This is a genomic window from Enterobacter sp. MGH 33, assembly GCF_000534535.1.
GTDB lineage: Bacteria > Pseudomonadota > Gammaproteobacteria > Enterobacterales > Enterobacteriaceae > Enterobacter > Enterobacter hormaechei_C.
Genome location: NZ_KI973212.1, coordinates 4,855,263 through 4,879,703 on the forward strand (window position 1 = coordinate 4,855,263; position 24,441 = coordinate 4,879,703).

A 24,441-nucleotide genomic window follows, 5' to 3' on the forward strand; every position below is an offset into this window, starting at 1 on the left:
CGGCTGAAGGCGACAAAAAAGCGGGTCAGGAAACTGGCCCGCTTTTTTTATGCTCAGTGCCAAATCATCAGCGCAATCATACTCACCACAACCAGGCCACACAGGGCGCTGGTCAAAATGAACTGACGACGCAGGCGCTCGCAGCGACGGATAAACTCTTCATCGTGGTGATCGCGGTAGCGTTGGTAGTAGATATACCCCACCAGACGCATCTGCTTGCTGGGCTGTCCGTGCGAGGTGAAGAACCCTCCACCGTCCACATACTGATAAAGCAACGGATCGCAACCACGAAGTACCACTAACAGCGCACGTAACGATGAGAAGTAGCGCGCCATATTCACTATGCAAACCACGCATAACGCCCAAAACAATGCGACGGTGCTAATCATACATCCTCCCCGGCGTCCGCCCACGAAGCAAGGCTCCTGAGCTACCGCACCCCAATGCCCTGACAGACAGTTCAGTGAAAGAATGACCAAAAGTCGATCCGGTTCGCGTTTTAATATCCGAACGGCTCATTAAATAGTGTAGGAGATCCGTTAATTTTTTTGCCACAAGGTTAATCGTTATCAACACCAAAGCTTGAAAAATATGTTTAACTGGGCCGTAATGAAAGCATCAGACGACGGCTTTCCCATTTAGTCATCGATAACTTAAGGAAGGAGTAACACTATGGCTTACAAACACATTCTCATCGCGGTAGACCTCTCCCCGGAGAGTAAAGTGCTGGTTGATAAAGCAGTATCCATGGCACGTCCCTACAACGCGAAAGTTTCGCTGATTCACGTTGATGTGAATTACTCCGACCTCTACACCGGTCTGATCGACGTGAATCTCGGCGATATGCAGAAACGCATCTCCGAAGAGACTCACCACGCGCTGAGCGAGCTTTCTACCAACGCGGGCTATCCAATCACTGAAACCTTAAGCGGTAGCGGCGATCTGGGCCAGGTGCTGGTTGATGCGATTAAGAAATACGATATGGACCTGGTGGTATGCGGTCATCACCAGGACTTCTGGAGCAAGCTGATGTCTTCCGCGCGCCAGCTGATTAACACCGTACACGTGGATATGCTGATTGTTCCACTGCGTGACGAAGAAGACGAGTAAGTGCAAAAAAGCCCGGTGGCGCTAACGCTTACCGGGCCTACAAGCGGCACTGAATGTAGGCCGGGTAAGGCGAAGCCGCCACCCGGCTTTTTTATTCTGGCGTTCCCGAATAAATATCAAATCGGTGTCCTTTGGTGGTCACCGCGTTAGTGGTCGCAACGTCCGCCAGCGGCGGCGCATAGTCCGGCCGCTTCACCACCACCCGCTTCGTCGCCAGCTGACGAGCCGGCTCCAGCAGGCCATCGGCATCTAAATCTGGCCCCACCAGAGACTGAAACACCCGCATCTCTTTCTTCACCAGCGCGCTTTTCTGCTTATGCGGGAACATGGGGTCGAGATAGACTACCTGCGGGCGTGGGGTGATATCGGTCAGCGCCGTCAGGCTGGAGGCATGAATAAGTTGCAAACGTTCCTGCAACCACGGGCCGATTTCCGGGTCCGCGTAGCCCCGCGTCAGCCCGTCGTCGAGCAGCGCGGCGACAACCGGATTACGCTCCAGCATCCGCACCCGACAGCCGACAGACGCCAGCACAAAGGCATCGCGCCCCAGCCCCGCCGTGGCATCCACCACGTCCGGCAGATAGCTGCCTTTAATGCCGACCGCTTTGGCCACCGCTTCACCGCGACCGCCGCCAAACTTACGCCGGTGCGCCATCGCGCCGCCGACAAAATCGACAAAAATCCCGCCAAGCTTTGGCTCATCGCGCTTGCGCAGCTCCAGATGTTCCGGCGTCATCACCAGCGCCATCAGGTTGTCTTCATCATGTTCCAGCCCCCAGCGGGCCGCCAGAACAGATAAGGCGCCGTCCCCGGCGCCTGTTTCATCTACTAAGCAGATCTTCACGTAGCAATCAGCCTTTGATTCCGTAATGCTCCAGCATCGCATCCAGCTGCGGCTCGCGGCCACGGAAGCGTTTGAACAGCTCCATAGGCTCTTCTGAACCGCCGCGCGTCAGGATGTTATCAAGGAACGACTGACCGGTTTCGCGGTTGAAAATCCCCTCTTCTTCGAAGCGCGAGAAGGCATCTGCCGCCAGCACGTCGGCCCACAGGTAGCTGTAGTAGCCTGCGGCGTACCCGCCTGCGAAGATATGGCTGAACGCGTGCGGGAAGCGTCCCCAGGTCGGGCCTGGAATAATCGCGACCTGCTTTTTAATCTCAGCCAGGGTTTCGAGGATTTTCGCCCCCTGCTCCGGGCTGAACTCGGCGTGCAGGCGGAAGTCGAACAGGCCGAACTCCAGCTGACGCAGGATGAACATCGCCGCCTGGTAGTTTTTCGCCGCCAGCATTTTATCCAGCAGTTCTTTCGGCAGCGGTTCGCCCGTTTCGTAATGGCCGGAGATAAATGCCAGCGCGTCCGGCTCCCAGCACCAGTTTTCCATAAACTGGCTTGGCAGCTCGACCGCATCCCATGGCACACCGCTGATACCGGCGACGCCAGCGGTTTCGATGCGGGTCAGCATGTGGTGCAGGCCGTGACCGAACTCGTGGAACAGGGTGATCACTTCATCGTGGGTAAACAGCGCAGGTTTGCCGCTCACCGGGCGGTTGAAGTTACAGGTCAGGTAGGCGACCGGTTTTTGCAGGGAACCATCCGCTTTACGCATCTGGCCCACACAGTCGTCCATCCACGCCCCGCCACGTTTGTTTTCACGCGCGTAAAGATCCAGATAGAAGCTGCCGCGCAGCTCGTTTTTCTCGTCATACAGCTCGAAGAAGCGCACGTCCGGATGCCAGACGTCGATGTCGGTACGCTCTTTCGCGGTAATGCCGTAGATGCGTTTCACCACCTCGAACAGGCCGTTAACGGCTTTGTTTTCCGGGAAGTACGGACGCAGCTGTTCGTCGCTGATGCTGTAGAGATGCTGTTTCTGTTTTTCGCTGTAGTACGCGATATCCCACGGCTGAAGCTCGTCCACGCCGAACTCCGCTTTCGCAAAGGCGCGTAGCTGAGCCAGTTCTTTTTCACCCTGAGGACGGGCGCGTTTCGCCAGATCGGTCAGGAAGTCGAGCACCTGCTGTGGGTTCTCAGCCATTTTGGTGGCGAGGGATTTATCCGCGTAGCTGTCGAAGCCCAGCAGCTGTGCCAGCTCGTGGCGCAGAGCGAGGATCTCCGCCATCACCGGGCTGTTGTCCCACTTACCGGCATTCGGCCCCTGATCGGAGGCGCGGGTGCTGTAGGCGCGGTACATCTCTTCGCGCAGGGCCTGGTTGTCGCAGTAGGTCATCACCGGCAGATAGCTTGGGATATCCAGCGTTAACAGGAAGCCTTCCTGCTCTTTCGCTTCGGCCTGGGCTTTTGCCGCCGCCAGCGCGCTTTCCGGCATACCCGCCAGTTCAGATTCATCGGTAATCAGCTTCGTCCAGCCCATGGTGGCGTCGAGGACGTTGTTGCTGTACTGGTTGCCCAGCTCGGACAGGCGCGCGGCGATTTCGCCGTAGCGCACCTGTTTTTCTTTTGGCAGGCCAATCCCGGACAGTTCGAAATCACGCAGGGCGTTATCGACCGATTTTTTCTGCGCCGTGTTCAGTTCGGCATAGTGGTCGCCGTCGCGCAGGTCGCGGTAGGCTTTGTAGAGCCCCTCATGCTGACCGACCCAAGTGCTGTACTCAGAGAGCAGCGGCAGGGTCTGTTCGTAGGCCTCACGCAGCTCCGGGCTGTTTTTCACCGAGTTCAGGTGACTCACCGGGGAGAAGATACGCCCCAGCACGTCGTCCACTTCGGCCAGCGGCTGACACAGATTTTCCCAGGTGTACGGCGCGCCCTGCGCGACCACGTTTTCTACCGCCGCACGGCAGTTGTTCAGCGACTGGGTAACGGCCGGAACCACATGCTCAGGGAGGATTTTAGAAAACGGTGGCAACGAAAAAGGCGTCAGTAATGGATTGGTCATAAACGCTGTCCTGTTGAAATAGATGAATGAAGCGCGCATCCGGCGCTGTGCATATTGTTCAGTAATGGGGTTAAGTGTAGAGGATTTCAATGCCGAAGGTTGTCGAAAAACGCCCGGTGGCGCTGCGCTTACCGGGCCTGCGGGTAATCTGTGCCGTTCTGCTGTAAACTGTGGCAAATCGTCAATTCAGCGGAATATCATTACCCATGCTCAGTTATCGCCACAGCTTCCACGCAGGCAACCACGCCGACGTCCTCAAACATACCGTTCAGAGCCTGATCATCGAATCGCTTAAAGAAAAGGATAAACCGTTCCTTTATCTGGACACCCACGCGGGCGCGGGCCGTTATCAGCTGAGCGGCGAGCATGCAGAGCGTACCGGTGAATATCTGGAAGGGATTGCGCGTATCTGGCAGCAGGACGATCTGCCTGCCGAGCTGGAGCCGTACATTGGCGTGGTGAATCACTTCAACCGCAACGGCCAGCTGCGTTACTACCCGGGTTCACCACTGATTGCCCGCCAGCTGCTGCGTGAGCAGGACAGCCTTCAGCTGACAGAGCTGCACCCGAGCGACTTCCCGCTGCTGCGTTCTGAGTTTCAGAAAGATAACCGCGCCCGCGTGGACAAAGCCGATGGCTACCAGCAGCTGAAAGCCAAACTGCCGCCGGTTTCCCGTCGCGGCCTGGTGCTGATCGACCCGCCGTACGAAATCAAAACCGACTATCAGGCGGTGGTGACCGGCATTAACGAAGGTTACAAACGCTTTGCGACCGGCACCTATGCCCTGTGGTATCCGGTAGTGCTGCGCGCGCAAATTAAACGCATGATCAAAGACCTCGAAGCGACCGGCATTCGTAAAATCCTGCAAATTGAGCTGGCGGTGCGCCCTGACAGCGACCAGCGCGGCATGACCGCGTCCGGCATGATCGTCATTAACCCGCCGTGGAAGCTCGAAGCACAGATGAACAATGTGCTGCCGTGGCTGCACAAAACGCTGGTGCCAGCCGGTACGGGTCACGCCACCGTGAGCTGGATCGTGCCGGAGTAATCGCAGCCATCGGTGGAAACTATTGATTTCAGGTATACAATCGCGGCAATTCACGATTAAGGACAACGCTATGACTAAGCATTATGACTACATCGCAATCGGCGGCGGCAGCGGCGGCATCGCCTCCATCAACCGTGCGGCCATGTACGGCCAGAAGTGTGCGCTGATTGAAGCCAAAGAACTCGGCGGCACCTGCGTGAACGTGGGTTGTGTACCGAAGAAAGTGATGTGGCATGCCGCGCAAATCCGTGAAGCTATCCATATGTATGGCCCGGACTACGGCTTTGACACCACCATCAACCACTTCGACTGGGATAAACTGATCGCCAGCCGTACCGCCTACATCGACCGTATTCACACCTCGTACGATAACGTACTGGGCAAGAATAACGTCGACGTGATCCGCGGCTTCGCCCGTTTCGTGGATGCGAAGACGATCGAAGTGAACGGCGAGACGATCACCGCCGATCACATCCTGATCGCCACCGGCGGCCGTCCGAGCCACCCGAACATTCCGGGCGCGGAATACGGTATCGACTCCGACGGGTTCTTCGAGCTGCCTGCTCTGCCGGAACGCGTTGCCATTGTGGGCGCAGGTTACATCGCGGTTGAGCTGGCCGGCGTGATTAACGGCCTGGGAGCGGAAGCGCACCTGTTCGTGCGTAAACACGCGCCGCTACGCAGCTTTGACCCGCTGATCGTCGACACGCTGGTCGAGGTGATGAACGCCGAAGGCCCAACCCTGCACACCAACGCCGTGCCAAAAGCGGTGGTGAAAAATGCGGACGGTAGCCTGACTCTGGAGCTGGAAGATGGTCGCAGCCAGACCGTTGATTGCCTGATCTGGGCGATTGGTCGTGAACCGGCCACCGACAACTTCAACCTGGCCGCAACCGGGGTGAAAACCAATGAAAAAGGCTACATTGTCGTTGATAAATTGCAGAACACCAGCGTACCGGGCATTTATGCCGTCGGTGATAACACCGGCGCCGTAGAGCTGACGCCGGTTGCCGTGGCGGCGGGGCGTCGTCTTTCCGAGCGTCTGTTTAACAACAAGCCGGACGAACATCTGGACTACAGCAACATCCCGACCGTGGTCTTCAGCCACCCGCCAATCGGTACCGTCGGCTTAACCGAGCCGCAGGCGCGTGAGCAGTACGGCGATGACCAGGTGAAAGTGTATAAATCGGCGTTTACCGCGATGTATACCGCGGTCACCTCGCACCGTCAGCCGTGCCGCATGAAGCTGGTCTGCGTGGGCCCGGAAGAGAAGATCGTTGGCATCCACGGCATTGGCTTCGGCATGGACGAGATCCTGCAAGGCTTCGCGGTGGCGCTGAAGATGGGCGCAACGAAGAAAGACTTCGATAACACCGTGGCGATCCACCCGACTGCGGCGGAAGAGTTTGTGACAATGCGCTGATCCGTCTGATCCGCAACAAAACCGGCCAGCTGGCCGGTTTTTTTATGCCCAGGGCAGGTAAACCCAACGGCTGTACAAACGGTAACAAAATAACCCGCTACCCGCGGTGGAATTAACTAATCTTAGAAAGCGCTACGCGTTCGCCTGTTACTACGGAAAAAGATTAGAGATATGAAAATGCACGTAAAGATCACCGCAAAACTGATGGCCAAAATGCACCTTGTTCTCGCGCTGGTTTGGGCGATACTGACCATTCCTACCCTGCTGTGGTGGAAAAACAGCATTCTGTGGGTGTCGTTAATGAGCATTTACGCCATCGTGATTTCCCATCTGGCTGCGTACAGCGCCGCCCATGCGGAAAAAGCGGCCAGCAAGGCGATGGATAAAAGCGAAGGCGCCAGCCAGAAAGCCAGTCAAACCGCCAACAGCCTTCAGGGCGATGCGCGTCAGGCACATTAATCCGTGCTTATATGCAGAATACCGAATGCTCTGAATTTTATTCCTGCTCTGTTTCCAAAGATTCTGATTTAATAATTTCATAATCAAAGGGATATCTGATTTTCAGCGTGTTTAAATCCATTTTGAAAGCGTGATCTACCGCACACTTCGTACCGCATTAACCGAAGCGAATGTCTACGCTTAAAAGATAGCCGGGAAAAACCCGTATTTGTTACGACAAAAACCGGAGGTCCTGAACACCATGTTCAACCAGAAACTACAGACTGCCGAGGATATCGAGTTCGAGATTGCAGAAGAGCTGCGCTACGAAACCGATCCCTGTGAGTTAAAACTGGATGAGATGATCGAGGCAGAGCCGGAACCGGAAATGATTGAAGGACTGCCGGCGTCCGATGCCCTTACGCCCGCAGACCGCTACCTTGAACTGTTTGAACACGTCCAGTCGTCGCGGCTGTTTGCGGACAGCAAAACCTTTCCCGACTGCGCGCCGAAGATGGATCCGCTGGATATTTTGATCCGCTATCGCAAGGTGCGTCGTCACCGTGATTTTGACCTGGCGCGCTTTGTGGAGAATCACTTCTGGCTGCCGGAGGACTACAGCAAAGAGTACGTCTCTGACCCCGGCCTGTCCCTGAAAGAACATATTGATAATCTGTGGCCGGTGCTGACGCGCGAACCGCAGGATCACATCCCGTGGTCGTCGCTGCTGGCGCTGCCGCAGGCCTATATTGTGCCCGGCGGGCGATTCAGTGAGACCTACTACTGGGACTCTTACTTCTCCATGCTGGGGCTTGCTGAAAGCGGTCGTAACGATCTGCTGAAATGTATGGCCGATAACTTCGCCTGGCTGATTGAGCGCTACGGCCATATCCCGAACGGCAACCGTACCTACTATCTCAGCCGCTCCCAGCCGCCCGTTTTTGCCCTGATGGTGGAGCTGTTTGAAGAGGACGGCGTGCGCGGGGCGAAGCGCTATCTTGAGCATCTTAAGATGGAGTACGCCTTCTGGATGGACGGGGCGGAATCGCTGCTGCTCAATCAGGCCTATCGCAGTGCGGTTCGCATGCCGGATGGCTCATTGCTCAACCGCTACTGGGACGATCGCGACACGCCGCGAGATGAATCGTGGATTGAGGACGTGGAAACCGCCCGTCATTCCGGTCGTCCGCCGAACGAGGTGTATCGCGACCTGCGCGCCGGGGCAGCCTCAGGATGGGATTACTCATCCCGCTGGCTGCGCGATCCTGCGCGGCTGGCCAGCATCCGCACGACACAATTTATCCCCATTGATTTGAACGCATTCCTGTTCAAACTGGAGAGCGCTATCGCCAATATCTCCGCGTCGAAAGGGGATAAAGAGACGGCTGATCTGTTCCGCCAGAAAGCCAGCGACCGGCGCGCGGCGGTGAACCGCTATCTGTGGGACGAAGAGAACGGCTGTTATCGTGATTACGACTGGCGGCGTGAAGCCCTGGCGCTGTTCTCTGCGGCCAGCATTGTGCCGCTGTATGTGGGCATGGCGACGCATGAGCAGGCTGAACGGCTGTCCGATGCCGTTAAAGCCCGTCTGCTCACGCCGGGCGGTATTCTCGCCACCGAATATGAAACCGGGGAGCAGTGGGATAAGCCGAACGGCTGGGCGCCGCTCCAGTGGATGGCGATCCAGGGGTTCAAGCAGTACGGCAACGACTCGCTGGGAGATGAGATCGCCTGGAGCTGGCTGCACACGGTGAACCATTACTACAAAACCCATCATAAGCTGATTGAGAAGTACCACATCGCCAGCAGCACGCCACGCGAAGGTGGCGGGGGTGAGTATCCGTTGCAGGATGGCTTCGGCTGGACGAATGGCGTGGTGCGGCGGTTGATTGGGCTGTATGGGGAGCCCTGAGCCTCACCCCTCACCCTGCCCCTCTCCCCTGAGTGGCAGGGTGAGGGGGAAAAATAATCAGCGGATCACCTCATAAATGGCAGTCTGGATGGACTGCCATTTTTTTGTGCTGGCATCGGGCTGCGTCTTCGCGCGGCGCGTTGCCATATCGGCGTCGTGCTGCTGGCGTTTCACCACCGCGGGGACGGTACAGAATGCTTTCAGGTACTGCTTACGCATAGGCGTCAGCGATTCGCCGTTCGCCATCGCATGGCTAAGCGTATTAATAAAGCGTCGGCAGGGCTTTTGCTCTGTCATTTGCAGGCGGTAGCGCAACATTACTTCCAGTACATCGTCGTAGCCTGCCGACAACGCCTCCTCCGTCCATGACATTTTCCAGTCCATCCCGCCCTGCAAAAACAGGAGCGCCACGCGGGTGTCATTGCGATTGATGGCCGAGCGGAAATTATTCTCATCCCAGGTAACACCCATGCGGGTTAACGTCTCGCGTGAGGAAGGCGTTTCGCGCATCTCCTGCACCTGCGCGGGAGATGCCGTACTGGCCACAGCCAGCTGCGGTTTACTGCTGGTCACCAGCCAGAATCCCCCCACGACAATCGCGATAACCATCACGCCAACCGCTCCCCACAGCACGCCGGAAATCAGCTGTTCGCGCTGCTCTGGCGTACGCGCGGCGCGCTGAGTCGGTTTTTCTATACTGTCGCGCACTTCAAAAAGATCGCCGCCTGTGGTGCGGTCCATTTTTTGCGCCTTTTCCCAGAACGCGTGCAGCTCGCTTTCGTCCACCGCCATCAGCGCCGCCGGGTTAACGCGTGTCCGCCCTTCCTCAAACGCGCGCTGAACGGAGCGGGTGATCTGCGTGTAATAGCAGTCGAGCAGCTGGATTTGCGCCCCGCTTAACGGCTGCTGCACGGTGATGCTGTTGCGGATTTGTCGAATATCTTCGAGGAAGGTTTGCAGGGTTTTGCGGGGCTCTACCAGCAGCGTCAGCATGTCCGGAGCGTTAAACAGCGGCGCGTAGTAGCGGCTAAATTCTTTTTTATCCACCAGCAGCTGGGCCAGTTCGCTGAACAACATGCCGCTCAGAACATCATTAATCTCACCGTTTTTCAGCCAGCGACGCACGCGTTCAGCGTTAAACAAGGTCTTAAGATGATTATTCAGCCGTACCGGATCGGGCCACGCCTGCTGTATCAGCCCTTTAATCATCAGCTCAATGGCACGCACCTGTTTCTGCGCCTGAAGCTGGCTCTCCTTCTCTGGCACCCTCCCGGTATCGTAGGTCAGGAGGGGCTGTTGCAGACGCAGATATTCAAGGGAGGTGACGAAGCGCATCGCCGCAATCAGTTGATTTTCGCTGACATCCTGCCCGCTTTCATACTGGGGAACACGCTGCTGAAGCAAGCGTAATTGCAGCGTAAAGGCCGTCATTTCCGCATCATTCAGATTCAGCTTCCTGGCTACGGCGCCCCACCCGCCCAGCCCCAGGCGGGCGCTATCCAGTTGCTCCAGAAACCAGCGTGGATCTTTTCCTTCAGAAACATGTACATTCAACAGAAGTAAAATTTCAACAGACGCCTGACGGATCGCTGCCAGACAGTGTTCAAACTGTTCGCGGGTATGATGCGATGAGCTAATCATCATTGTTTTCCTTGAGAGACAATGAGTACCGCTAAAGCGGCATTAAAAGTCGTTTTTCTTTTTATTTATATGAGGTTAAACATACCTGACTTTCTGTTGAAATAAAGTGACAACCTTATAATCATTTGCAATGCCTCCGGAGGATCGTCATGCCCGCCTTAACCACCGCGCGTCTCACCTGCTCGCCGCTGCAAGAGCAAGACTGGCCCTTTTTTCTGTCGCTACAGCAAAATCCTGAGGTGATGCGTTTTGTCGCCCCTGCGCGAAGCGAGGCGGACATTCGGGAAGCCTTTGAGTCTCGTCTGTTGCCGTGGACGCCGGGCAGCTCGCACTGGCTCTGCCTTGTGGTGCGTGAAACGGCCAGCCAGACGCCGCTGGGCGTAACCGGCTATGTGCACCGGGAAGCAGATTGTGCTGAAGTCGGTTTTCTCTTTGCGCCCTCTGCGCAGGGGAAAGGTTACGGCTTTGAATCTCTGCGGGCTGTGTGTGATTTCGCGCTGACTCAGGGTAATATCCGTCGGCTCACCGCCACCGTGACGGCGGGAAATATCGCCTCAAGGCGACTGCTGGAAAAAACAGGTTTTCAACTGGAAGGTGAGTTGCGTGAGAGTTATTTCCTTTCAGGGCAATGGCATAACGACTGGCTATTCGGTTTACTGAAAAAGGAATTCCCGTTCAGTTTAACCTGATTAACAGCCATTTGGCGGATATTTCCCCGGCGGCGTTTCCTCTATAGTCGTGCCACTAAGAGGAAACGCTTATGACGGGTTATGCAATGCAGATATCTTCTGCTGCAATCGCATTAATTAAAAAACAACAGGGTCTTTCCCTGGAGAAATACCGTGACGAAAAGGGTATATGGGTTATTGGTTATGGTCACGTGATTCGCCAGTGGGAAAAATTTAACAGTCTCATCACGCCGATTGAGGCGGAGAATTTGCTTTTTAATGATATTCAATTATGTGAGGCGCTGCTGCGGGAAATGAACAAACGCCCATTAACCCAACAGCAGCATGACGCCCTGATATTAACCCTCTTCAGTTTTGGGGAAGAGTCCCCTCTGCCTGAGAAGATACTTCAGGCCGTCGCCCGGGTGTAGTACATCGCGGCCTGCGTCCGGTTTTTGACATCAAGACGCCGGAAAAGCGTCTCAAGATGGGCTTTTACCGTTGCCGCACTGATATTGAGATTACGACCAATCTCTTTATTGGACTCTCCGGCCGCCAGTAACTTCAATACCTCACGCTGGCGCTCGCTTAACACTGCCAGTTCATCCTGAGAGGAGTGCTGCTTCAGCCACTCGCCGGGAAAACAGACCATTCCACGCGATACGGAATCCAGCACTGCGGAAAAACGTTCGGGATTCGCATTGCGGGGAACTATCGCCACCACGTTGCGCTGAAACATTTGCTCAACCCAACGTCGCTCTTTTTTCGTTAACACCAACACCACGCGCGACGCTGGAAAACGATCCATAATCTCTTCCAGTAAAGCCACACCATTATCACGAATTAAATACCCATCTATCATGATGATAGCGGAGGGTGACGCGGATAATTGCGCCCATAATTCATCAGTCTGACGAGCCCCTGTCATCTCTATTTTCGGAATTAACTTCTGCAAACTGTACATCGCTCCATGAATAAATAATGACTGCCTGTCAAACATGATTACTCGCATCGTTTTACTCCTCTGAGAATAGCGAAGGGGGATTCTACAGAGGCATTTTTTAAGAAAAAACTCAATGAATGGAGAGGTTACAAATCACCCAGCTCTCTTTATATCTTCCAGCATTTAGACATACCTGTTTTAAGGATTTCCTTAAGAGGGTTCCCTCCCCCTTAAGACTGAACATTACAGGAACATACCGCCTGAAACTTCAATACGTTGCGCATTCATCCAGCCCAGTTTGTCACTGAGCAACGCCGCAATGGCGTCACCAATATCATCGGGCAGGCCCACGCGTCCCAGCGCTGTCTGCGAGGCCAGCAGCTGGTTAAGCTCCGCATTATCCCGCACGCGTCCGCCCCCAAAGTCGGTTTCAATCGCGCCGGGCGCGATGATATTGACGGAAATTCCGCGCGCACCAAGCTCTTTTGCCTGATAGCGGGTCAGCACTTCCATCGCCCCTTTCATTGCCGCGTAGGTGCCTGAACCGGGCTGAGTAAAACGGGCCAGTCCGCTGGAGACGTTCAGGATCCGCCCTCCGTCTTTTATGAGCGGCAGCAGCTGTTGCGTGAGGAAAAACGGCCCTTTGAAGTGAATGTTCAGCGCATCATCAAATTGCGCTTCCGTCGTCTCGGTATAGGGTGCGTATAACCCTGTACCTGCGTTGTTCACTAAATAGTCAAAGGTGTCACGTTGCCAGATGTGTTTGAGGGTATCCTTCACCTGCTGAGCAAAGCGCGAAAAGCTTACCGTATCGCCGACGTTAAGCTGCAATGCTGCCGCTTTTCCACCTGTTCCCTCGATTTCGCGCACAACTTCCTGCGCCTCCTGCTGGCTGTTGTTCCAGGTCAGGATGATGCCTGTCCCTTCCGCGGCCAGCTTCAAAACGGCATTTTTCCCCAGGCCGCGGCTACCGCCCGTCACTAAAGCAATACGTTCACTCATAATTCACCTCGTTTCGGCTGTGATGAAGATTGAGAAAGAGCTTATTAGATGGTAGAAAATCAATAAATAGTGCCGTCAGCGCTTCACTGTTTCATTCATAACAACAATGACCAACATCTATGGATAAAATACACGCAATGCAGCTTTTCCTTCGGGTCGCGGAACTGGAAAGTTTTTCCCGCGCGGCGGAGACGCTAAGCCTGCCGAAGGGGAGCGTATCGCGACAGATCCAGGCACTGGAAAACGCACTGGGCACGCAGCTGCTGCACCGCACTACCCGCCGCGTCAGCCTGACGCAGGACGGCATGGTTTATTACGAGCGCGCTAAAGATCTGCTGATGAATCTGGACGAACTGGACGGCATGTTCCTGCACGACCCTTCAACCATCAGCGGTCGGCTACGTGTGGATATGCCCGTTGCCATTGCGCGAAATGTAGTCATTCCGAAACTGCCTGCATTTTTACAACAGTTTCCCGGCATTGAGCTGGAGCTGAGTAGCAGCGATCGTCTGGTCGATGTCATCCGCGAAGGATTTGACTGTGTGGTTCGCGTGGGAAACTTAAGGGACTCCGGGCTTATCGCCCGCCCGCTTGGGAAACTGTCGGTGATTAACTGCGCCAGCCCGGATTATCTGACGCGATTCGGCTACCCTGAGACGCTGGACGATTTGGCTTCGCATGCCCTCATTCACTACTCCGCCACGCTGGGCACGCGTCCGCAGGGTTTTGAGTATTACAACGGCAGCGCGACCCAGTGGGTAAAAACGGGAGGCGTATTGACGGTTAACAGCACGGAAACCTACCAGGCCGCCTGTATCGCCGGGCTTGGGATTATTCAGGTTCCGCGCGTCGGGGTGCGTGATGCCCTGCGCACGAAAAAACTCGTTGAGATCCTGCCGCAATACCGGGCTGAACCGATGCCCGTCTCCCTCATTTATCCCCACCGCCGTAACCTCTCCCGCCGGGTGCATGTGTTTATGGAGTGGCTTACCGAACTCACAAAAGGTTACGTCGACTAGTCACAAGCTATAATTCAGTAACATCCAGCTCAACGAAAAGGAAAATGCGCGTGACGCCGGAAAATAACCCGCAACGACCGACTCAACATTTAGATTATGAACCCATCAAAAAGATGGATAACGAACCTGAAGCGCCGAAAGAGCCTGGAACGGCCAGCAAAGCGCTGGGCACCGTGACCGGCATAGCCGAAAAAATTCAGCAGATACCCGCGATTGCTCACCTGATACGCGCCGCTGAGCGCTTTAACGACCGCATGGGAAATCAGTTTGGCGCAGCGATTACCTATTTCTCGTTCCTGTCGATGATCCCCATCCTGATGGTGTCATTTGCCGCCGCCGGTTTTGTGCTGGCGTCTCACCCGACGCTGTTGCAGGACATCTTCAATAAGATCCTGACCAACGTCAGCGACCAGACGCTCGCCGCAACGCTCAAAAGCACCATCAACACCGCCGTGCAGCAGCGTACCACCGTGGGTATCGTCGGGTTGCTGATTGCGCTCTATTCCGGGGTGAACTGGATGGGCAACCTGCGTGAGGCTATTCGCGCCCAGTCGCGTGACGTCTGGGAGCGTAGACCGCAGGATCAGGAGAAGATATGGGTGAAGTATTTGCGCGACTTTATTTCGCTGATTGGGCTGCTGGTGGCGCTGGTCATTACGCTCTCCATCACCTCGGTCGCCGGTTCCGCGCAGCAGATGATTATCTCCGCGCTGTACCTGGATTACATTGAATGGCTGAAACCGGCCTGGCGCGGCATTGGGCTGGCCATTTCTATCTTTGCTAACTACCTTCTGTTCTTCTGGATCTTCTGGCGTTTGCCCCGCCATCGTCCGCGCAAGAAGGCGCTAATGCGCGGGACATTGATTGCCGCCATTGGTTTTGAGGTGATCAAGATTGTGATGACCTATACGCTGCCGTCCCTGGTGAAGTCTCCCTCCGGCGCGGCCTTTGGTTCGGTGCTGGGGCTGATGGCTTTCTTCTATTTCTTCGCTCGCCTGACGCTGTTCTGCGCCGCGTGGATCGCCACGGCAGAGTATAAAGATGACCCGCGCATGCCGGGTAAAACCCACCGCTGATATCATGTCGGGCTGATATTTCAGCCCGATTCGCCATTTCAGCATATAAATCCAGGCCGTAACTTTTATTTAACGCAAAACCAGTTTTAATGACTGATATTTAAAAAGTGTGAAGCATTTCATAGAAGTGTTTTCGCTGGTCTGAAAATTATCCGCTTTTTGTTGCTTTTATGACCACACCACGCCTTTGTTACAGATTGAAATGTCGCTTTTGCTATGCCTAATATGGCCCTTCGTTCGTCCAAAAATAAGAAAATATTATGCAAGCAACAGCCACCACACTTAACGAAGGGGCGGAACACGTTCCGGTCAACTCGCGCAATAAAGTCGTCGTCGCATCGCTGATTGGCACCGCCATTGAGTTCTTCGACTTTTATATTTACGCCACCGCTGCGGTCATTGTCTTTCCGCATATTTTCTTCCCTCAGGGCGACCCGACGGCAGCCACGCTACAGTCTTTAGCCACCTTTGCTATCGCCTTCGTTGCGCGTCCGATTGGTTCAGCGGTCTTTGGGCATTTTGGCGATCGCGTCGGCCGTAAAGTGACGCTGGTTGCCTCGCTGCTGACGATGGGGATCTCCACCGTCGCCATCGGCCTGCTGCCGACCTATGAAACTATTGGCATTCTGGCGCCTGTGCTGCTGGCGCTGGCGCGCTTTGGGCAGGGTCTGGGGCTGGGCGGGGAATGGGGCGGCGCGGCACTGCTGGCGACCGAAAACGCCCCGGCGCGCAAACGTGCCCTGTATGGCTCTTTCCCGCAGCTGGGCGCACCGATTGGGTTCTTCTTTGCTAACGGCACCTTCCTGCTCCTCTCCTGGCTGCTGACTGATGAACAGTTCATGAACTGGGGCTGGCGTATTCCATTCGTCTTCTCTGCCGTGCTGGTGCTGATTGGCCTGTACGTTCGCGTGTCGCTGCACGAGACGCCGGTCTTCGCTAAAGTCGCCGCGGCGAAAAAGCAGGTTAAAGTTCCGCTGGGGACGCTGCTGACCAAACACCTCCGCGTGACCGTGCTGGGCACGTTCATCATGCTGGCAACCTACACGCTGTTCTACATCATGACCGTTTACTCCATGACCTTCAGTACCGCCGCCGCGCCGGTCGGCCTGGGCCTGCCGCGTAACGAAGTGCTGTGGATGCTGATGATGGCGGTCATCGGATTTGGCGTGATGGTGCCCATCGCGGGCCTGCTGGCGGATAAATTTGGCCGTCGTTCAAGCATGATCGTCATCACCTCGCTGATTATTCTGTTCGCGCTGTTTGTCTTCCCGCCGCTGCTGGGTTCAGGTAGCCCTGCGCTGGTGATGGCGTATCTGCTGATTGGCCTGAGCCTGATGGGGCTGACTTTTGGCCCAATGGGCGCGCTGCTGCCGGAGCTGTTCCCGACTGAAGTGCGTTACACCGGCGCGTCGTTCTCCTATAACGTTTCGTCGATTCTGGGCGCCTCGGTGGCTCCGTATATCGCCACATGGCTTCAGGCGAACTATGGCCTGTTCTATGTGGGTGTCTATCTGGCGGCAATGGCAGCGCTGACGCTGATTGCGCTGCTGCTGACGCACGAGACGAAGCATCAGGCGCTGTAAGTGAATGCCGGGTGGCGGCTACGCCTTACCCGGCCTACGATTCAGCCCTCACCCACAGGGCTGAGGGCTCCCCACAAAATAATGCCTGCACAGACGGCCCCCTCTCCCTTGAGGGAGAGGGCTGGGGTGAGGGGGAACATACGGCTCAGGTGGTCATTCCGTTCACTTTATGTTCCTTGCTACTCTGTCACGACATGAGCGGTGAACGTGCCAGGGTGGCTCAGTCGCCACCACCCTGGCGACCCGGGCTTCCGGCGGAAAATCGCCGCTTCGCGGTGCCTTCGGCTTATTCCTTCCGGCTTATCGGGGACGGGCGGAGGTAACATCCCTGTAAAGCCCGCCCTCTCGGCGCATCCCTGCGCCTCGCCCCGGCCTACAGGAAACGCCTCAGCGATTTACAGCCGGACCGAGGCATCGCTGAAAGCCCTCAGTTATTCTGAGGCAACGTTATAGCTTTTGCTTTCAAATTACTGGAGCCCCCTCTCCCCACAGGGAGAGGGAGAAACGGGACTACTTCTTCATCTGCGACAAAATCGTCCGACACTGATTCGCTTCGCCTTCTGACGGCGAAATCAACGCCAGCAGCGCCGCCGCAGGGGTTACCAGCGTAGCGAGCGCGGCGGCGACCGCACCACGCGCAATCAACGGCCCGGCCTTCACGCCCGCCTGAGGATCTTTGAAGGTCCCGCGAACGTACAGCGGCGAGCGCAGGGTGATGATACGAATGCCTTTACTTTCCGGATCGATGGTTAAATCCAGCTGCTCGGACGCCATGCTGGCGGTACCGGTGACGTTGATAACCGCGTTTTCCGTGTCGAAAGCGAAGATCTGCGGACGCGCCACGCCGTTGACCAGATCCAGATTTGCCGCCGCGCAGTTAACGCGTACTTCGTCGTCACCGAAGATTTGCCCGATGATAAAGTTCCCGACGTTCAGCCCCAGGATCTCCATCAGGTTACGGCTCACCAGCCCGTCGTTCATCAGCAGCTTCAGGTTGCCGTTTCCGCTACCCAGCAGCGCCGCTACCGAGTTACCCGTGCCGCGAATATCCGCGTCGCCGTTCATCTCACCGAGGGTTTTCTGCATCAGCTCCACGTCCGGCATCAGCTCTTTCAGCTTCAGCCGACGCGCCTGGATCTCCGCCCTTCCCTGCATTGGCTTTTTATCCCCCTCCAGGTGGATATTCGATGAGATGGTTCCCCCGGCCATGCCAAACTTCAGCGGTTGCAGGCGCAGGTCGGCGTTTTTCAGGATGATATGGGTCGAGAGGTTGCTCAGCGGCAGCGTGCTGCCATGCTCAATTTTACGTCCTTTGAAGCGTACATCCGCATCCATCACGTCCCATTTGTCGGTTTCGAAGCGGTCATAGGGCAGCACTTTACCCGCAGGCTGAACGTCCTTTTTAACCTCTTTAGACTTCGTGCCTTTGCCCGAATCTACGCCAATCAGCGGACCAAGATCGGCCAGACGCAGCTGGCGGGATTCAACGTCCCCCTCCAGTTTAGGGCGCGGTTTACCGGTGGTGTAGGTCAGCGTGCCGTGGATATCGCTGTCGCCGATGCGCCCGTTAAAATTCCGGTAGTCAAAGACGGACGATTTTTCGGTGTTGATTTTGGCAACCAGGCGCCCGTCCGTTTCAAACGGCGGGGTATCCGGCAGCAGCACGCCGGTCAAATCGTACAGTTCACCCAGCGAATCCCCGGCAAACTTAAGCTGGAGGTCGACGCCGCCCATGTTCATCGGGTCGTTAACCGTGCCCACGAACGCCACGCGGGTGTTGCCCGAGCGGAAATCCGCCTGCACCGGGAACGGCGTGCCCTCACTCCTGAGCGCCAGCATGCCGCCGATTTTGCCTTTACCGGTCAGCGGCTGGCCGTTGTAGCGCCCTTTCGCCGTCAGGCCGAAGACGTAATCGCCCGCTTTGCTGTCATCGCCTTTGGCTTTACTGCCCGTCACTTCGCTAAACGGCAGAGGCTTACCCAGCGGATCGACGAGGATCTCCACGTCAGCCTTACTCACCTTATCGTCAATGGCGATCCTCCCCCGATCGAACAGAATATTGTCGAGGCGGAAAGACCACGAAGAGGGCTGCGCATTCTGATCTTTATCGCCGCTGCTGGCGAGATCGAACGTCCAGTTGTTGTTTTTCTCTGACAGGCGAATTAGCCGCGCGTCGGGCTGCTGAAGTTTGATCCACGGCAGATACACCGTTTTGGTTAACAGGGCTAACGGCGCCAGCGTGGCTTCCACGCGCGGCAGGTGGATCATGGTCACTTCGGGGATGTCCGGCGGGTTGCCGAGAATGATGTCGTCGGCGTGAACGTGCGGCCATGGCACCCAGCTTCGCCAGCCGGTTTCCTCTTTCTGGCGCTCCCACACGACACCCAAATCGCCACGTATTGCAAAGGGGCGGTTTAGCTCGGTTGAGACTTTCTGGTTGATGGTCGGTTTGAGCCGGTTCCAGTCAAACGTGGCGATAATGATGATTAAGACCACGATCAGCAACAAGAAAATCCCTGCTGTCCAGGAAATCACCCTGGTTGTTTTTGTCATTGTTGTCCCCTTTCCTGATGAACTTGCCTCTAAAACTATAGTTCAGACAAAGGGAAGCGGGCAGATCAGAGGGTAGTTATCACCTTTTCCAGGGTATCCATGGGGACAGGACGAGAGAGGAAATAACCCTGTGCCGCCGCTGCCGGGGAATTTTGCACGTCGCGCCACTCCTCCAGCGTCTCTACGCCTTCCACAATGACGCCCTGGCAATAGCGGTTCATCAGTTGCAGGAGCATCGTAAACAGGTTCCGTCCCTCCGGCGTCTGGCGCAGCATGATAAACAGATCGCGGGCCACTTTGATGTAGTCATAACGCACTTCGCTCAGGGCGGAGAAGTTGGCCATACCGGTACCGAAATCATCCAGCCACAGCGGGCCAAACTCACACATCGAGGCAAACGAGGAGTCCTGTGGCAGCTGAACATGTTCCACCAGCTCGAAGCGCATCCACGGCAAGGTGGCAATCAGCGCCTGCAATGTCGCGTTCTGACGTAACGCCATCAGGGTTGGGCCATCCACGTTCACCGACGCCAGAATACCGTGCTGCTCGAAGAACGCCTGCTTCGTCGCCAGCATTCTCAGCTGCTCTTCCAGCACGTCGATACGCTGACGCACGGCAACCTCCGCAAAATAGCGGTCCGGTGCAATACGCTGTGAAGGATTCGATGGATGAGTGACGACCGTTAACACCTCAATCGCCATTAACCGACCGTCGGTACGGTAGATGGGCTGATAGGTGTACGCTCGCTCACATTGCAGCCAGTAGCGATGCTCCTGCAAGTTCTCAATACTTGCCTCAGGCGTAGTGCTCAGCCGCTGGATAACCTGCTCTGACTTCATTTCGGATGTCCTGTTGTATGGGATAGCCTTTCTGGACTCGTCACTGAGTTATCGGCCCGCCAGGTGAGAACTTTATGTTCAATTCACCGGGAAAATGAAATTAAGATGACAGAAATATGCCGGAATACGCGCTGGCTCAAAAAAAATAATGGAACGTCGTTTTAATATAGTTGACCATAAAAAACACACAGCGCACACTACCCTTAATTACTTTGTTCAGGTTCACGACTATGTCTAAAAAAATTGCCGTGATTGGCGAATGCATGATTGAGCTGTCCCAGAAAGGCGCGGAAGTCAGCCGCGGTTTTGGTGGCGATACATTGAACACCTCCGTTTACATTGCCCGTCAGGTCGCCCCCGACGCGCTGAGCGTGAGCTACGTTACCGCGCTGGGAACGGACAGCTTCAGCCAGCAGATGCTGGAAGCCTGGCAGGGTGAAAACGTTGGGACCTCGCTGATCCAGCGAATGGAAAACCGCCTGCCGGGTTTGTACTACATCGAAACCGACAGCACCGGCGAGCGCACCTTCTATTACTGGCGTAATGAAGCGGCCGCCAAATTCTGGCTGGAAAGCGAGGCCGCCGCTGCCATTTGCGAAGAACTGGCGACCTTCGATTATCTCTACCTGAGCGGGATCAGCCTGGCGATCCTGAGCCAGGAGAGCCGTAAAAAGCTGCTGTCACTGCTGCGCGAATGCCGGGCCAATGGCGGTAAGGTGATTTTCGATAACAACTACCGTCCGCGTTTGTGGGCCAGCCGCGAAGAGACGCAGCAGGTCTACCAGCAGATGCTCGAATGCACCGATATCGCCTTCCTGACGCTGGATGATGAAGATGCTCTGTGGGGCGAAAAACCGGTTGATGAGGTCATTGCCCGGACGCAGGCTGCCGGGGTCAGCGAAGTGGTGATCAAGCGCGGGGCGGAGTCTTGCCTGGTGGCGGTTGCAGGTGAAGCCGTGACAGAGGTGCCGGCGGTGAAGCTGGCGAAAGAGAAGGTAATCGATACCACGGCGGCGGGAGATTCTTTCAGCGCGGGGTATCTGGCGGTACGTCTGACGGGGGGAACGCCGGAAGCGGCGGCGCAGCGCGGTCACTTGACGGCCAGCACGGTGATTCAGTATCGCGGAGCGATTATTCCGCGCGAGGCGATGCCTGCTTAAGGACTGTGCGGGCTGATGCCCGCACCCTAACCCTCTCCCTCAGGGCTGAGGGAACGCAGAGCTTACTGGCCCTGCGGAATATCGCTCGCATCCTGGTGTAAATCATCGGCTGCCGTTTGCGCTGGCTGCGGCGGCGTCGCCATGATGGCGCTCCAGGTGGCCTTCAACTCTTTCATGTCATATTCCGGCTCACCTTTCGGCTGCAACAGAATCAACGCCATATCCTGCGACAGCTGCTGACGCAGATCCTGATTCAGCATCTCCACGGTCAGACCGTTCAGGAAGTCCTGACGCAGTTTCTGATACTGCTCCGGCGCGATATCCACCACCTGATTCTGCAAGGAGCGAATGCGCTGGCTGATTAAGATATCGGTATCGGCGCGGGCATAGGTGGCGAACAGTTTCTGCAATTCGAGGGATTTCTGCGCCACCAGCGCGTTAAACTCCTCTTCAGACAGGCCCTCTTTCCGCACTTTAGCCAGCTCTTTCGCCACCACGCCGAGATTGGCATTCAGCTTATCGCCCGGCGATTCCACGTTAATGGCGCACTGGGCGCGCTGGAACAGCACTCGGCAGTCAAAGCCCAGGCCAATATCTTTCACGTTGTTCTTGCTGAGCGTCTGCTGAACGTGCCAGAACAGCGCTTCACGCGCGAGATCCGCACGCCAGTAACGCAACAGCGCAGAAGACTCGCGGATCGGCTGCCAGGCCGTATCCCACATCATTGAAAGACGATCCTGACGCACGGTATCCGTCATGATGCTGACCGTCTCAGGACGCAGCGGGGACAAGGTAGGAACAGGGGCGGGCGTTTCACGCTTCCCTTTCAGATCGCCAAATGCTTTGTTGATCTGTTCTATCACCGCACGGCTGTCCACGTTGCCCACCACAATCAGGGTCATGGCATCCGGGGTGTACCACTGCTGGTAGAAAGATTTCACCTGCGCGGCATCAACCGGCTGTTTCAGCGGCTCTGCCGGGTCGTGGCCAAGCAGCGTTGACCCTTTCAGGCGGTAGCGCCACCAGCCTTCTTTGGTATCCGTCGGCCAGGTCGCCACCATGTCGCTGTTGCTCAACGCATAGTTAACGGTCTCAGGCGTAATCGCCAGTTTGCCGGTGGCATCCGAAAGATAGGTCAGCGCTTCTTTAAGCAGATCGTTACGGTTGTTGGGCAGGCTCAGGTTAAACATGGTGTAGTCATAGGAGACCACAGCCGGGGGCAGCGGGCGTTTCGGATCGATGGCCTGTTGCCATAAAGAACGCACCTGAACCGCCTGCAAACTGCCGCTCTGGGTGAGCGCCAGTCGAGGAATAAAGTGGCTTAAGCCGGTCTGCTGGGTGCTTTCAGTGAGGGAGCCGGTATTCACAGAAAGACGGATTTCAATGCGATCGCTCGGACGTTGCGGAGTGGATAATACCTGCCACTGGAAACCGTTCGCCAGTGTTCCCTGTTGCCAGGCCGGGTCTGGCTGGAGCGCATCTGCCTGCACATAACTGGCTGCTGCCATCATCAGCAAACCGCCGGTTAAGAGTCGAATTTTTGTGCCCTGCATGTGAACCCCTGATCAACATTCCTGGTTAAAGAGAGTGTCTCGCGACGTGAGCACTCAAAGATGACGATGAAAACCTTCCGATTAGACAGCGTGTTCGGCTAAACGTCACGGGCGGAAGTGAAATATACCCAAAAAAAATCTTGTCGAATTATGACAGGTATGAACGGTTATTATGCGCAGGTGCCCGCATCCCCACAAGGGAATACGGGCATTTATGAGGGATTAAGAGGATAACCGGGGGTTTTGTCCTCAGATGTGCGGTTATTCAGCGTATCGTTAAGCTTCTTGTGATCCAGCTCTTTCACCCACTTCGCCACCACAATCGTCGCCACGCCATTGCCGACCAGGTTGGTTAACGCACGGGCTTCAGACATAAAGCGGTCAATACCGAGGATCAGGGCCAGGCCCGCCACCGGCAGATGGCCCACCGCCGAAATGGTGGCCGCCAGCACGATAAATCCGCTGCCCGTTACGCCCGCCGCCCCTTTTGAAGAGAGCAGAAGCACCACCAGCAGCGTAATCTGATGGAAGATATCCATGTGGCTGTTAGTGGCCTGGGCAATAAAGACCGCCGCCATCGTCAGGTATATCGAGGTGCCGTCCAGGTTAAAGGAGTAGCCCGTAGGAATAACCAGCCCCACCACTGACTTACGGCAGCCCAGCTTTTCCATTTTATCGAGCATACGCGGCAGCGCGGACTCCGAAGAGGATGTGCCGAGGACAATCAGCAGCTCTTCACGAATGTAACGGATAAATTTGAAGATGCTGAAGCCGGTCGCACGGGCGATGGAGCCGAGCACCACCACCACAAACAGAATACAGGTGATGTAGAAACAGACGATCAGCTGGCCAAGCTGTACCAGCGTGCCGACGCCATATTTCCCGATGGTGAAGGCCATCGCGCCAAAGGCGCCAATCGGGGCCAGACGCATGATCATGTTGATGATGCCGAAGATCACCTGCGAGAAGCTTTCAATGACGTTAAAAATCAGCTGGCCTTTGCTGCCAAGACGGTGCAGGGCAAAGCCAAAAAGCACGGCAAACAGCAGCACCTGGAGGATGTTTCCGCTGGCGAACGCGCCAATCACGCTGCTCGGGATCACGTCCAGCAGGAAGGCAACAATCCCCTGATCTTTCGCCTGTTCAGCGTAAACCGCCACCGCTTTCGCATCCAGCGTGGCCGGGTCGACGTTCATGCCCGCGCCAGGCTGTACCACGTTGACAATTATCAGACCGATAATCAGCGCGATGGTACTGACAATCTCGAAGTACAGCAGGGCAACCGCCCCCGTACGCCCGACCGCCTTCATGCTTTCCATGCCAGCGATACCGGTCACCACGGTACAGAAAATGACCGGCGCGATGATCATTTTGATGAGCTTAACGAACGCGTCGCCAAGCGGTTTCATCTGCGCGCCCAGCTCCGGATAGTAGTGACCGAGCAGAATACCGATGGCGATGGCTGTCAGGACCTGGAAGTAAAGACTTTTGAAGAGTGAGGTTTTCATAGGGTGTCCCTGGAAAGAAAAACTACAGGCTTTGTAAGGTTATGGTTAACCTGCGGCTTTAAAATAACAC

At 56.0% G+C, this 24,441-nt stretch carries 21 protein-coding genes; 11 read left to right on the forward strand and 10 right to left on the reverse strand.

What is annotated here, in order from left to right; translation table 11 throughout:
- Positions 1-53 precede the first annotated feature (53 nt).
- Positions 54-389 (reverse strand): universal stress protein UspB, encoded by a 336-nt coding sequence (gene uspB, locus L379_RS01385; protein ID WP_003861224.1) that lies wholly within the window; start codon positions 387-389, stop codon positions 54-56.
- Between the two features lie 283 nt (positions 390-672).
- Between uspB and uspA the strand changes: the two genes are divergently transcribed.
- Positions 673-1,110 (forward strand): universal stress protein UspA, encoded by a 438-nt coding sequence (uspA, locus tag L379_RS01380; RefSeq protein ID WP_003861223.1) that lies wholly within the window; start codon positions 673-675, stop codon positions 1,108-1,110.
- Between the two features lie 91 nt (positions 1,111-1,201).
- Here the strand turns inward: uspA and rsmJ are convergent, their stop codons facing one another.
- Positions 1,202-1,954, reverse strand: a complete 753-nt coding sequence (rsmJ, locus tag L379_RS01375) for a 16S rRNA (guanine(1516)-N(2))-methyltransferase RsmJ (RefSeq protein WP_017384177.1) — start codon at positions 1,952-1,954, stop codon at positions 1,202-1,204.
- 7 nt (positions 1,955-1,961) lie between these two features.
- Entirely contained in the window at positions 1,962-4,004 is a 2,043-nt protein-coding gene (gene prlC, locus L379_RS01370; RefSeq protein ID WP_032655454.1) for an oligopeptidase A, read from the reverse strand.
- 206 nt (positions 4,005-4,210) lie between these two features.
- Between prlC and L379_RS01365 the strand changes: the two genes are divergently transcribed.
- The 4 genes from L379_RS01365 to L379_RS01350 all read left to right on the forward strand — a co-directional run bounded on the left by L379_RS01365 (position 4,211) and on the right by L379_RS01350 (position 8,826).
- A complete protein-coding gene (locus tag L379_RS01365) occupies positions 4,211-5,053 on the forward strand; it encodes a 23S rRNA (adenine(2030)-N(6))-methyltransferase RlmJ (RefSeq protein ID WP_006808562.1) in 843 nt (280 codons plus the stop codon).
- Positions 5,054-5,123: 70 nt separating this feature from the next.
- Positions 5,124-6,476, forward strand: coding sequence for a glutathione-disulfide reductase (gene gorA / locus L379_RS01360; protein ID WP_017693816.1), 1,353 nt, complete (start codon positions 5,124-5,126; stop codon positions 6,474-6,476).
- Positions 6,477-6,647: 171 nt separating this feature from the next.
- The gene (locus L379_RS01355; RefSeq protein ID WP_032655457.1) at positions 6,648-6,935 is read left to right on the forward strand and encodes a hypothetical protein; all 288 of its coding nucleotides are present in this window, start codon (positions 6,648-6,650) and stop codon (positions 6,933-6,935) included.
- Between the two features lie 241 nt (positions 6,936-7,176).
- Positions 7,177-8,826 (forward strand): alpha,alpha-trehalase, encoded by a 1,650-nt coding sequence (locus L379_RS01350; protein ID WP_015571511.1) that lies wholly within the window; start codon positions 7,177-7,179, stop codon positions 8,824-8,826.
- Positions 8,827-8,883: 57 nt separating this feature from the next.
- Here the strand turns inward: L379_RS01350 and L379_RS01345 are convergent, their stop codons facing one another.
- Positions 8,884-10,470: an STY4199 family HEPN domain-containing protein gene (locus L379_RS01345; protein ID WP_032655460.1), complete on the reverse strand. Its 1,587-nt coding sequence runs from the start codon at positions 10,468-10,470 to the stop codon at positions 8,884-8,886.
- Between the two features lie 146 nt (positions 10,471-10,616).
- Between L379_RS01345 and L379_RS01340 the strand changes: the two genes are divergently transcribed.
- Both L379_RS01340 and L379_RS01335 read left to right on the forward strand, forming a co-directional pair.
- Entirely contained in the window at positions 10,617-11,156 is a 540-nt protein-coding gene (locus L379_RS01340; protein ID WP_017384181.1) for a GNAT family N-acetyltransferase, read from the forward strand.
- A gap of 71 nt (positions 11,157-11,227) precedes the next feature.
- Positions 11,228-11,566: a lysozyme gene (locus L379_RS01335; RefSeq protein ID WP_015571514.1), complete on the forward strand. Its 339-nt coding sequence runs from the start codon at positions 11,228-11,230 to the stop codon at positions 11,564-11,566.
- On the opposite strand, the gene L379_RS01330 is transcribed toward L379_RS01335, so the two are convergent.
- Complete coding sequence (locus tag L379_RS01330; protein ID WP_032655463.1) at positions 11,545-12,147, reverse strand: response regulator transcription factor; 603 nt, start codon at positions 12,145-12,147, stop codon at positions 11,545-11,547. The two genes, L379_RS01335 and L379_RS01330, sit on opposite strands and share 22 nt — an antisense overlap.
- A gap of 174 nt (positions 12,148-12,321) precedes the next feature.
- On the reverse strand, positions 12,322-13,080 hold the full coding sequence (locus L379_RS01325) for an SDR family NAD(P)-dependent oxidoreductase (protein ID WP_017384183.1): 759 nt from the start codon (positions 13,078-13,080) through the stop codon (positions 12,322-12,324).
- Between the two features lie 119 nt (positions 13,081-13,199).
- Here L379_RS01325 and L379_RS01320 point away from each other — a divergent pair, with 119 nt between their 5' ends.
- The 3 genes from L379_RS01320 (at position 13,200) to L379_RS01310 (ending at position 16,758) form a co-directional block, all read left to right on the forward strand.
- A complete protein-coding gene (locus L379_RS01320) occupies positions 13,200-14,099 on the forward strand; it encodes a LysR family transcriptional regulator (RefSeq protein ID WP_032655465.1) in 900 nt (299 codons plus the stop codon).
- 50 nt (positions 14,100-14,149) lie between these two features.
- Positions 14,150-15,175 (forward strand): inner membrane protein YhjD, encoded by a 1,026-nt coding sequence (yhjD, locus tag L379_RS01315; protein WP_023295574.1) that lies wholly within the window; start codon positions 14,150-14,152, stop codon positions 15,173-15,175.
- Between the two features lie 260 nt (positions 15,176-15,435).
- Positions 15,436-16,758: an MFS transporter gene (locus L379_RS01310; protein WP_015571519.1), complete on the forward strand. Its 1,323-nt coding sequence runs from the start codon at positions 15,436-15,438 to the stop codon at positions 16,756-16,758.
- A 510-nt stretch (positions 16,759-17,268) separates the two neighbouring features.
- Here the strand turns inward: L379_RS01310 and L379_RS01305 are convergent.
- Together L379_RS01305 and pdeH are read right to left on the reverse strand one after the other, a co-directional pair.
- Positions 17,269-19,311, reverse strand: coding sequence for an AsmA family protein (locus L379_RS01305; RefSeq protein WP_023295575.1), 2,043 nt, complete (start codon positions 19,309-19,311; stop codon positions 17,269-17,271).
- A gap of 65 nt (positions 19,312-19,376) precedes the next feature.
- Positions 19,377-20,150, reverse strand: a complete 774-nt coding sequence (pdeH, locus tag L379_RS01300) for a cyclic-guanylate-specific phosphodiesterase (protein WP_015571521.1) — start codon at positions 20,148-20,150, stop codon at positions 19,377-19,379.
- A gap of 230 nt (positions 20,151-20,380) precedes the next feature.
- Here pdeH and L379_RS01295 point away from each other — a divergent pair, with 230 nt between their 5' ends.
- On the forward strand, positions 20,381-21,310 hold the full coding sequence (locus tag L379_RS01295; protein ID WP_032655468.1) for a 2-dehydro-3-deoxygluconokinase: 930 nt from the start codon (positions 20,381-20,383) through the stop codon (positions 21,308-21,310).
- A 62-nt stretch (positions 21,311-21,372) separates the two neighbouring features.
- On the opposite strand, the gene L379_RS01290 is transcribed toward L379_RS01295, so the two are convergent.
- Positions 21,373-22,863: a M16 family metallopeptidase gene (locus L379_RS01290; RefSeq protein WP_023295577.1), complete on the reverse strand. Its 1,491-nt coding sequence runs from the start codon at positions 22,861-22,863 to the stop codon at positions 21,373-21,375.
- A 212-nt stretch (positions 22,864-23,075) separates the two neighbouring features.
- Positions 23,076-24,371, reverse strand: coding sequence for a C4-dicarboxylate transporter DctC (gene dctA / locus L379_RS01285; protein ID WP_032655470.1), 1,296 nt, complete (start codon positions 24,369-24,371; stop codon positions 23,076-23,078).
- Positions 24,372-24,441 lie beyond the last annotated feature (70 nt).

Bases quoted from the DNA above. Each gene is read 5' to 3' on its own strand.
- L379_RS01310 (WP_015571519.1), top strand. From the start codon at position 15,436: ATGCAAGCAACAGCCACCACACTTAACGAAGGGGCGGAACACGTTCCG.
- L379_RS01290 (WP_023295577.1), bottom strand. From the start codon at position 22,863: ATGCAGGGCACAAAAATTCGACTCTTAACCGGCGGTTTGCTGATGATG.
- L379_RS01295 (WP_032655468.1), top strand. From the start codon at position 20,381: ATGTCTAAAAAAATTGCCGTGATTGGCGAATGCATGATTGAGCTGTCC.
- dctA (WP_032655470.1), bottom strand. From the start codon at position 24,371: ATGAAAACCTCACTCTTCAAAAGTCTTTACTTCCAGGTCCTGACAGCC.
- L379_RS01325 (WP_017384183.1), bottom strand. From the start codon at position 13,080: ATGAGTGAACGTATTGCTTTAGTGACGGGCGGTAGCCGCGGCCTGGGG.
- L379_RS01335 (WP_015571514.1), top strand. From the start codon at position 11,228: ATGACGGGTTATGCAATGCAGATATCTTCTGCTGCAATCGCATTAATT.
- L379_RS01340 (WP_017384181.1), top strand. From the start codon at position 10,617: ATGCCCGCCTTAACCACCGCGCGTCTCACCTGCTCGCCGCTGCAAGAG.
- L379_RS01320 (WP_032655465.1), top strand. From the start codon at position 13,200: ATGGATAAAATACACGCAATGCAGCTTTTCCTTCGGGTCGCGGAACTG.
- L379_RS01345 (WP_032655460.1), bottom strand. From the start codon at position 10,470: ATGATGATTAGCTCATCGCATCATACCCGCGAACAGTTTGAACACTGT.
- L379_RS01330 (WP_032655463.1), bottom strand. From the start codon at position 12,147: ATGCGAGTAATCATGTTTGACAGGCAGTCATTATTTATTCATGGAGCG.
- L379_RS01350 (WP_015571511.1), top strand. From the start codon at position 7,177: ATGTTCAACCAGAAACTACAGACTGCCGAGGATATCGAGTTCGAGATT.
- L379_RS01305 (WP_023295575.1), bottom strand. From the start codon at position 19,311: ATGACAAAAACAACCAGGGTGATTTCCTGGACAGCAGGGATTTTCTTG.
- L379_RS01365 (WP_006808562.1), top strand. From the start codon at position 4,211: ATGCTCAGTTATCGCCACAGCTTCCACGCAGGCAACCACGCCGACGTC.
- L379_RS01355 (WP_032655457.1), top strand. From the start codon at position 6,648: ATGAAAATGCACGTAAAGATCACCGCAAAACTGATGGCCAAAATGCAC.
- prlC (WP_032655454.1), bottom strand. From the start codon at position 4,004: ATGACCAATCCATTACTGACGCCTTTTTCGTTGCCACCGTTTTCTAAA.
- gorA (WP_017693816.1), top strand. From the start codon at position 5,124: ATGACTAAGCATTATGACTACATCGCAATCGGCGGCGGCAGCGGCGGC.
- uspA (WP_003861223.1), top strand. From the start codon at position 673: ATGGCTTACAAACACATTCTCATCGCGGTAGACCTCTCCCCGGAGAGT.
- uspB (WP_003861224.1), bottom strand. From the start codon at position 389: ATGATTAGCACCGTCGCATTGTTTTGGGCGTTATGCGTGGTTTGCATA.
- pdeH (WP_015571521.1), bottom strand. From the start codon at position 20,150: ATGAAGTCAGAGCAGGTTATCCAGCGGCTGAGCACTACGCCTGAGGCA.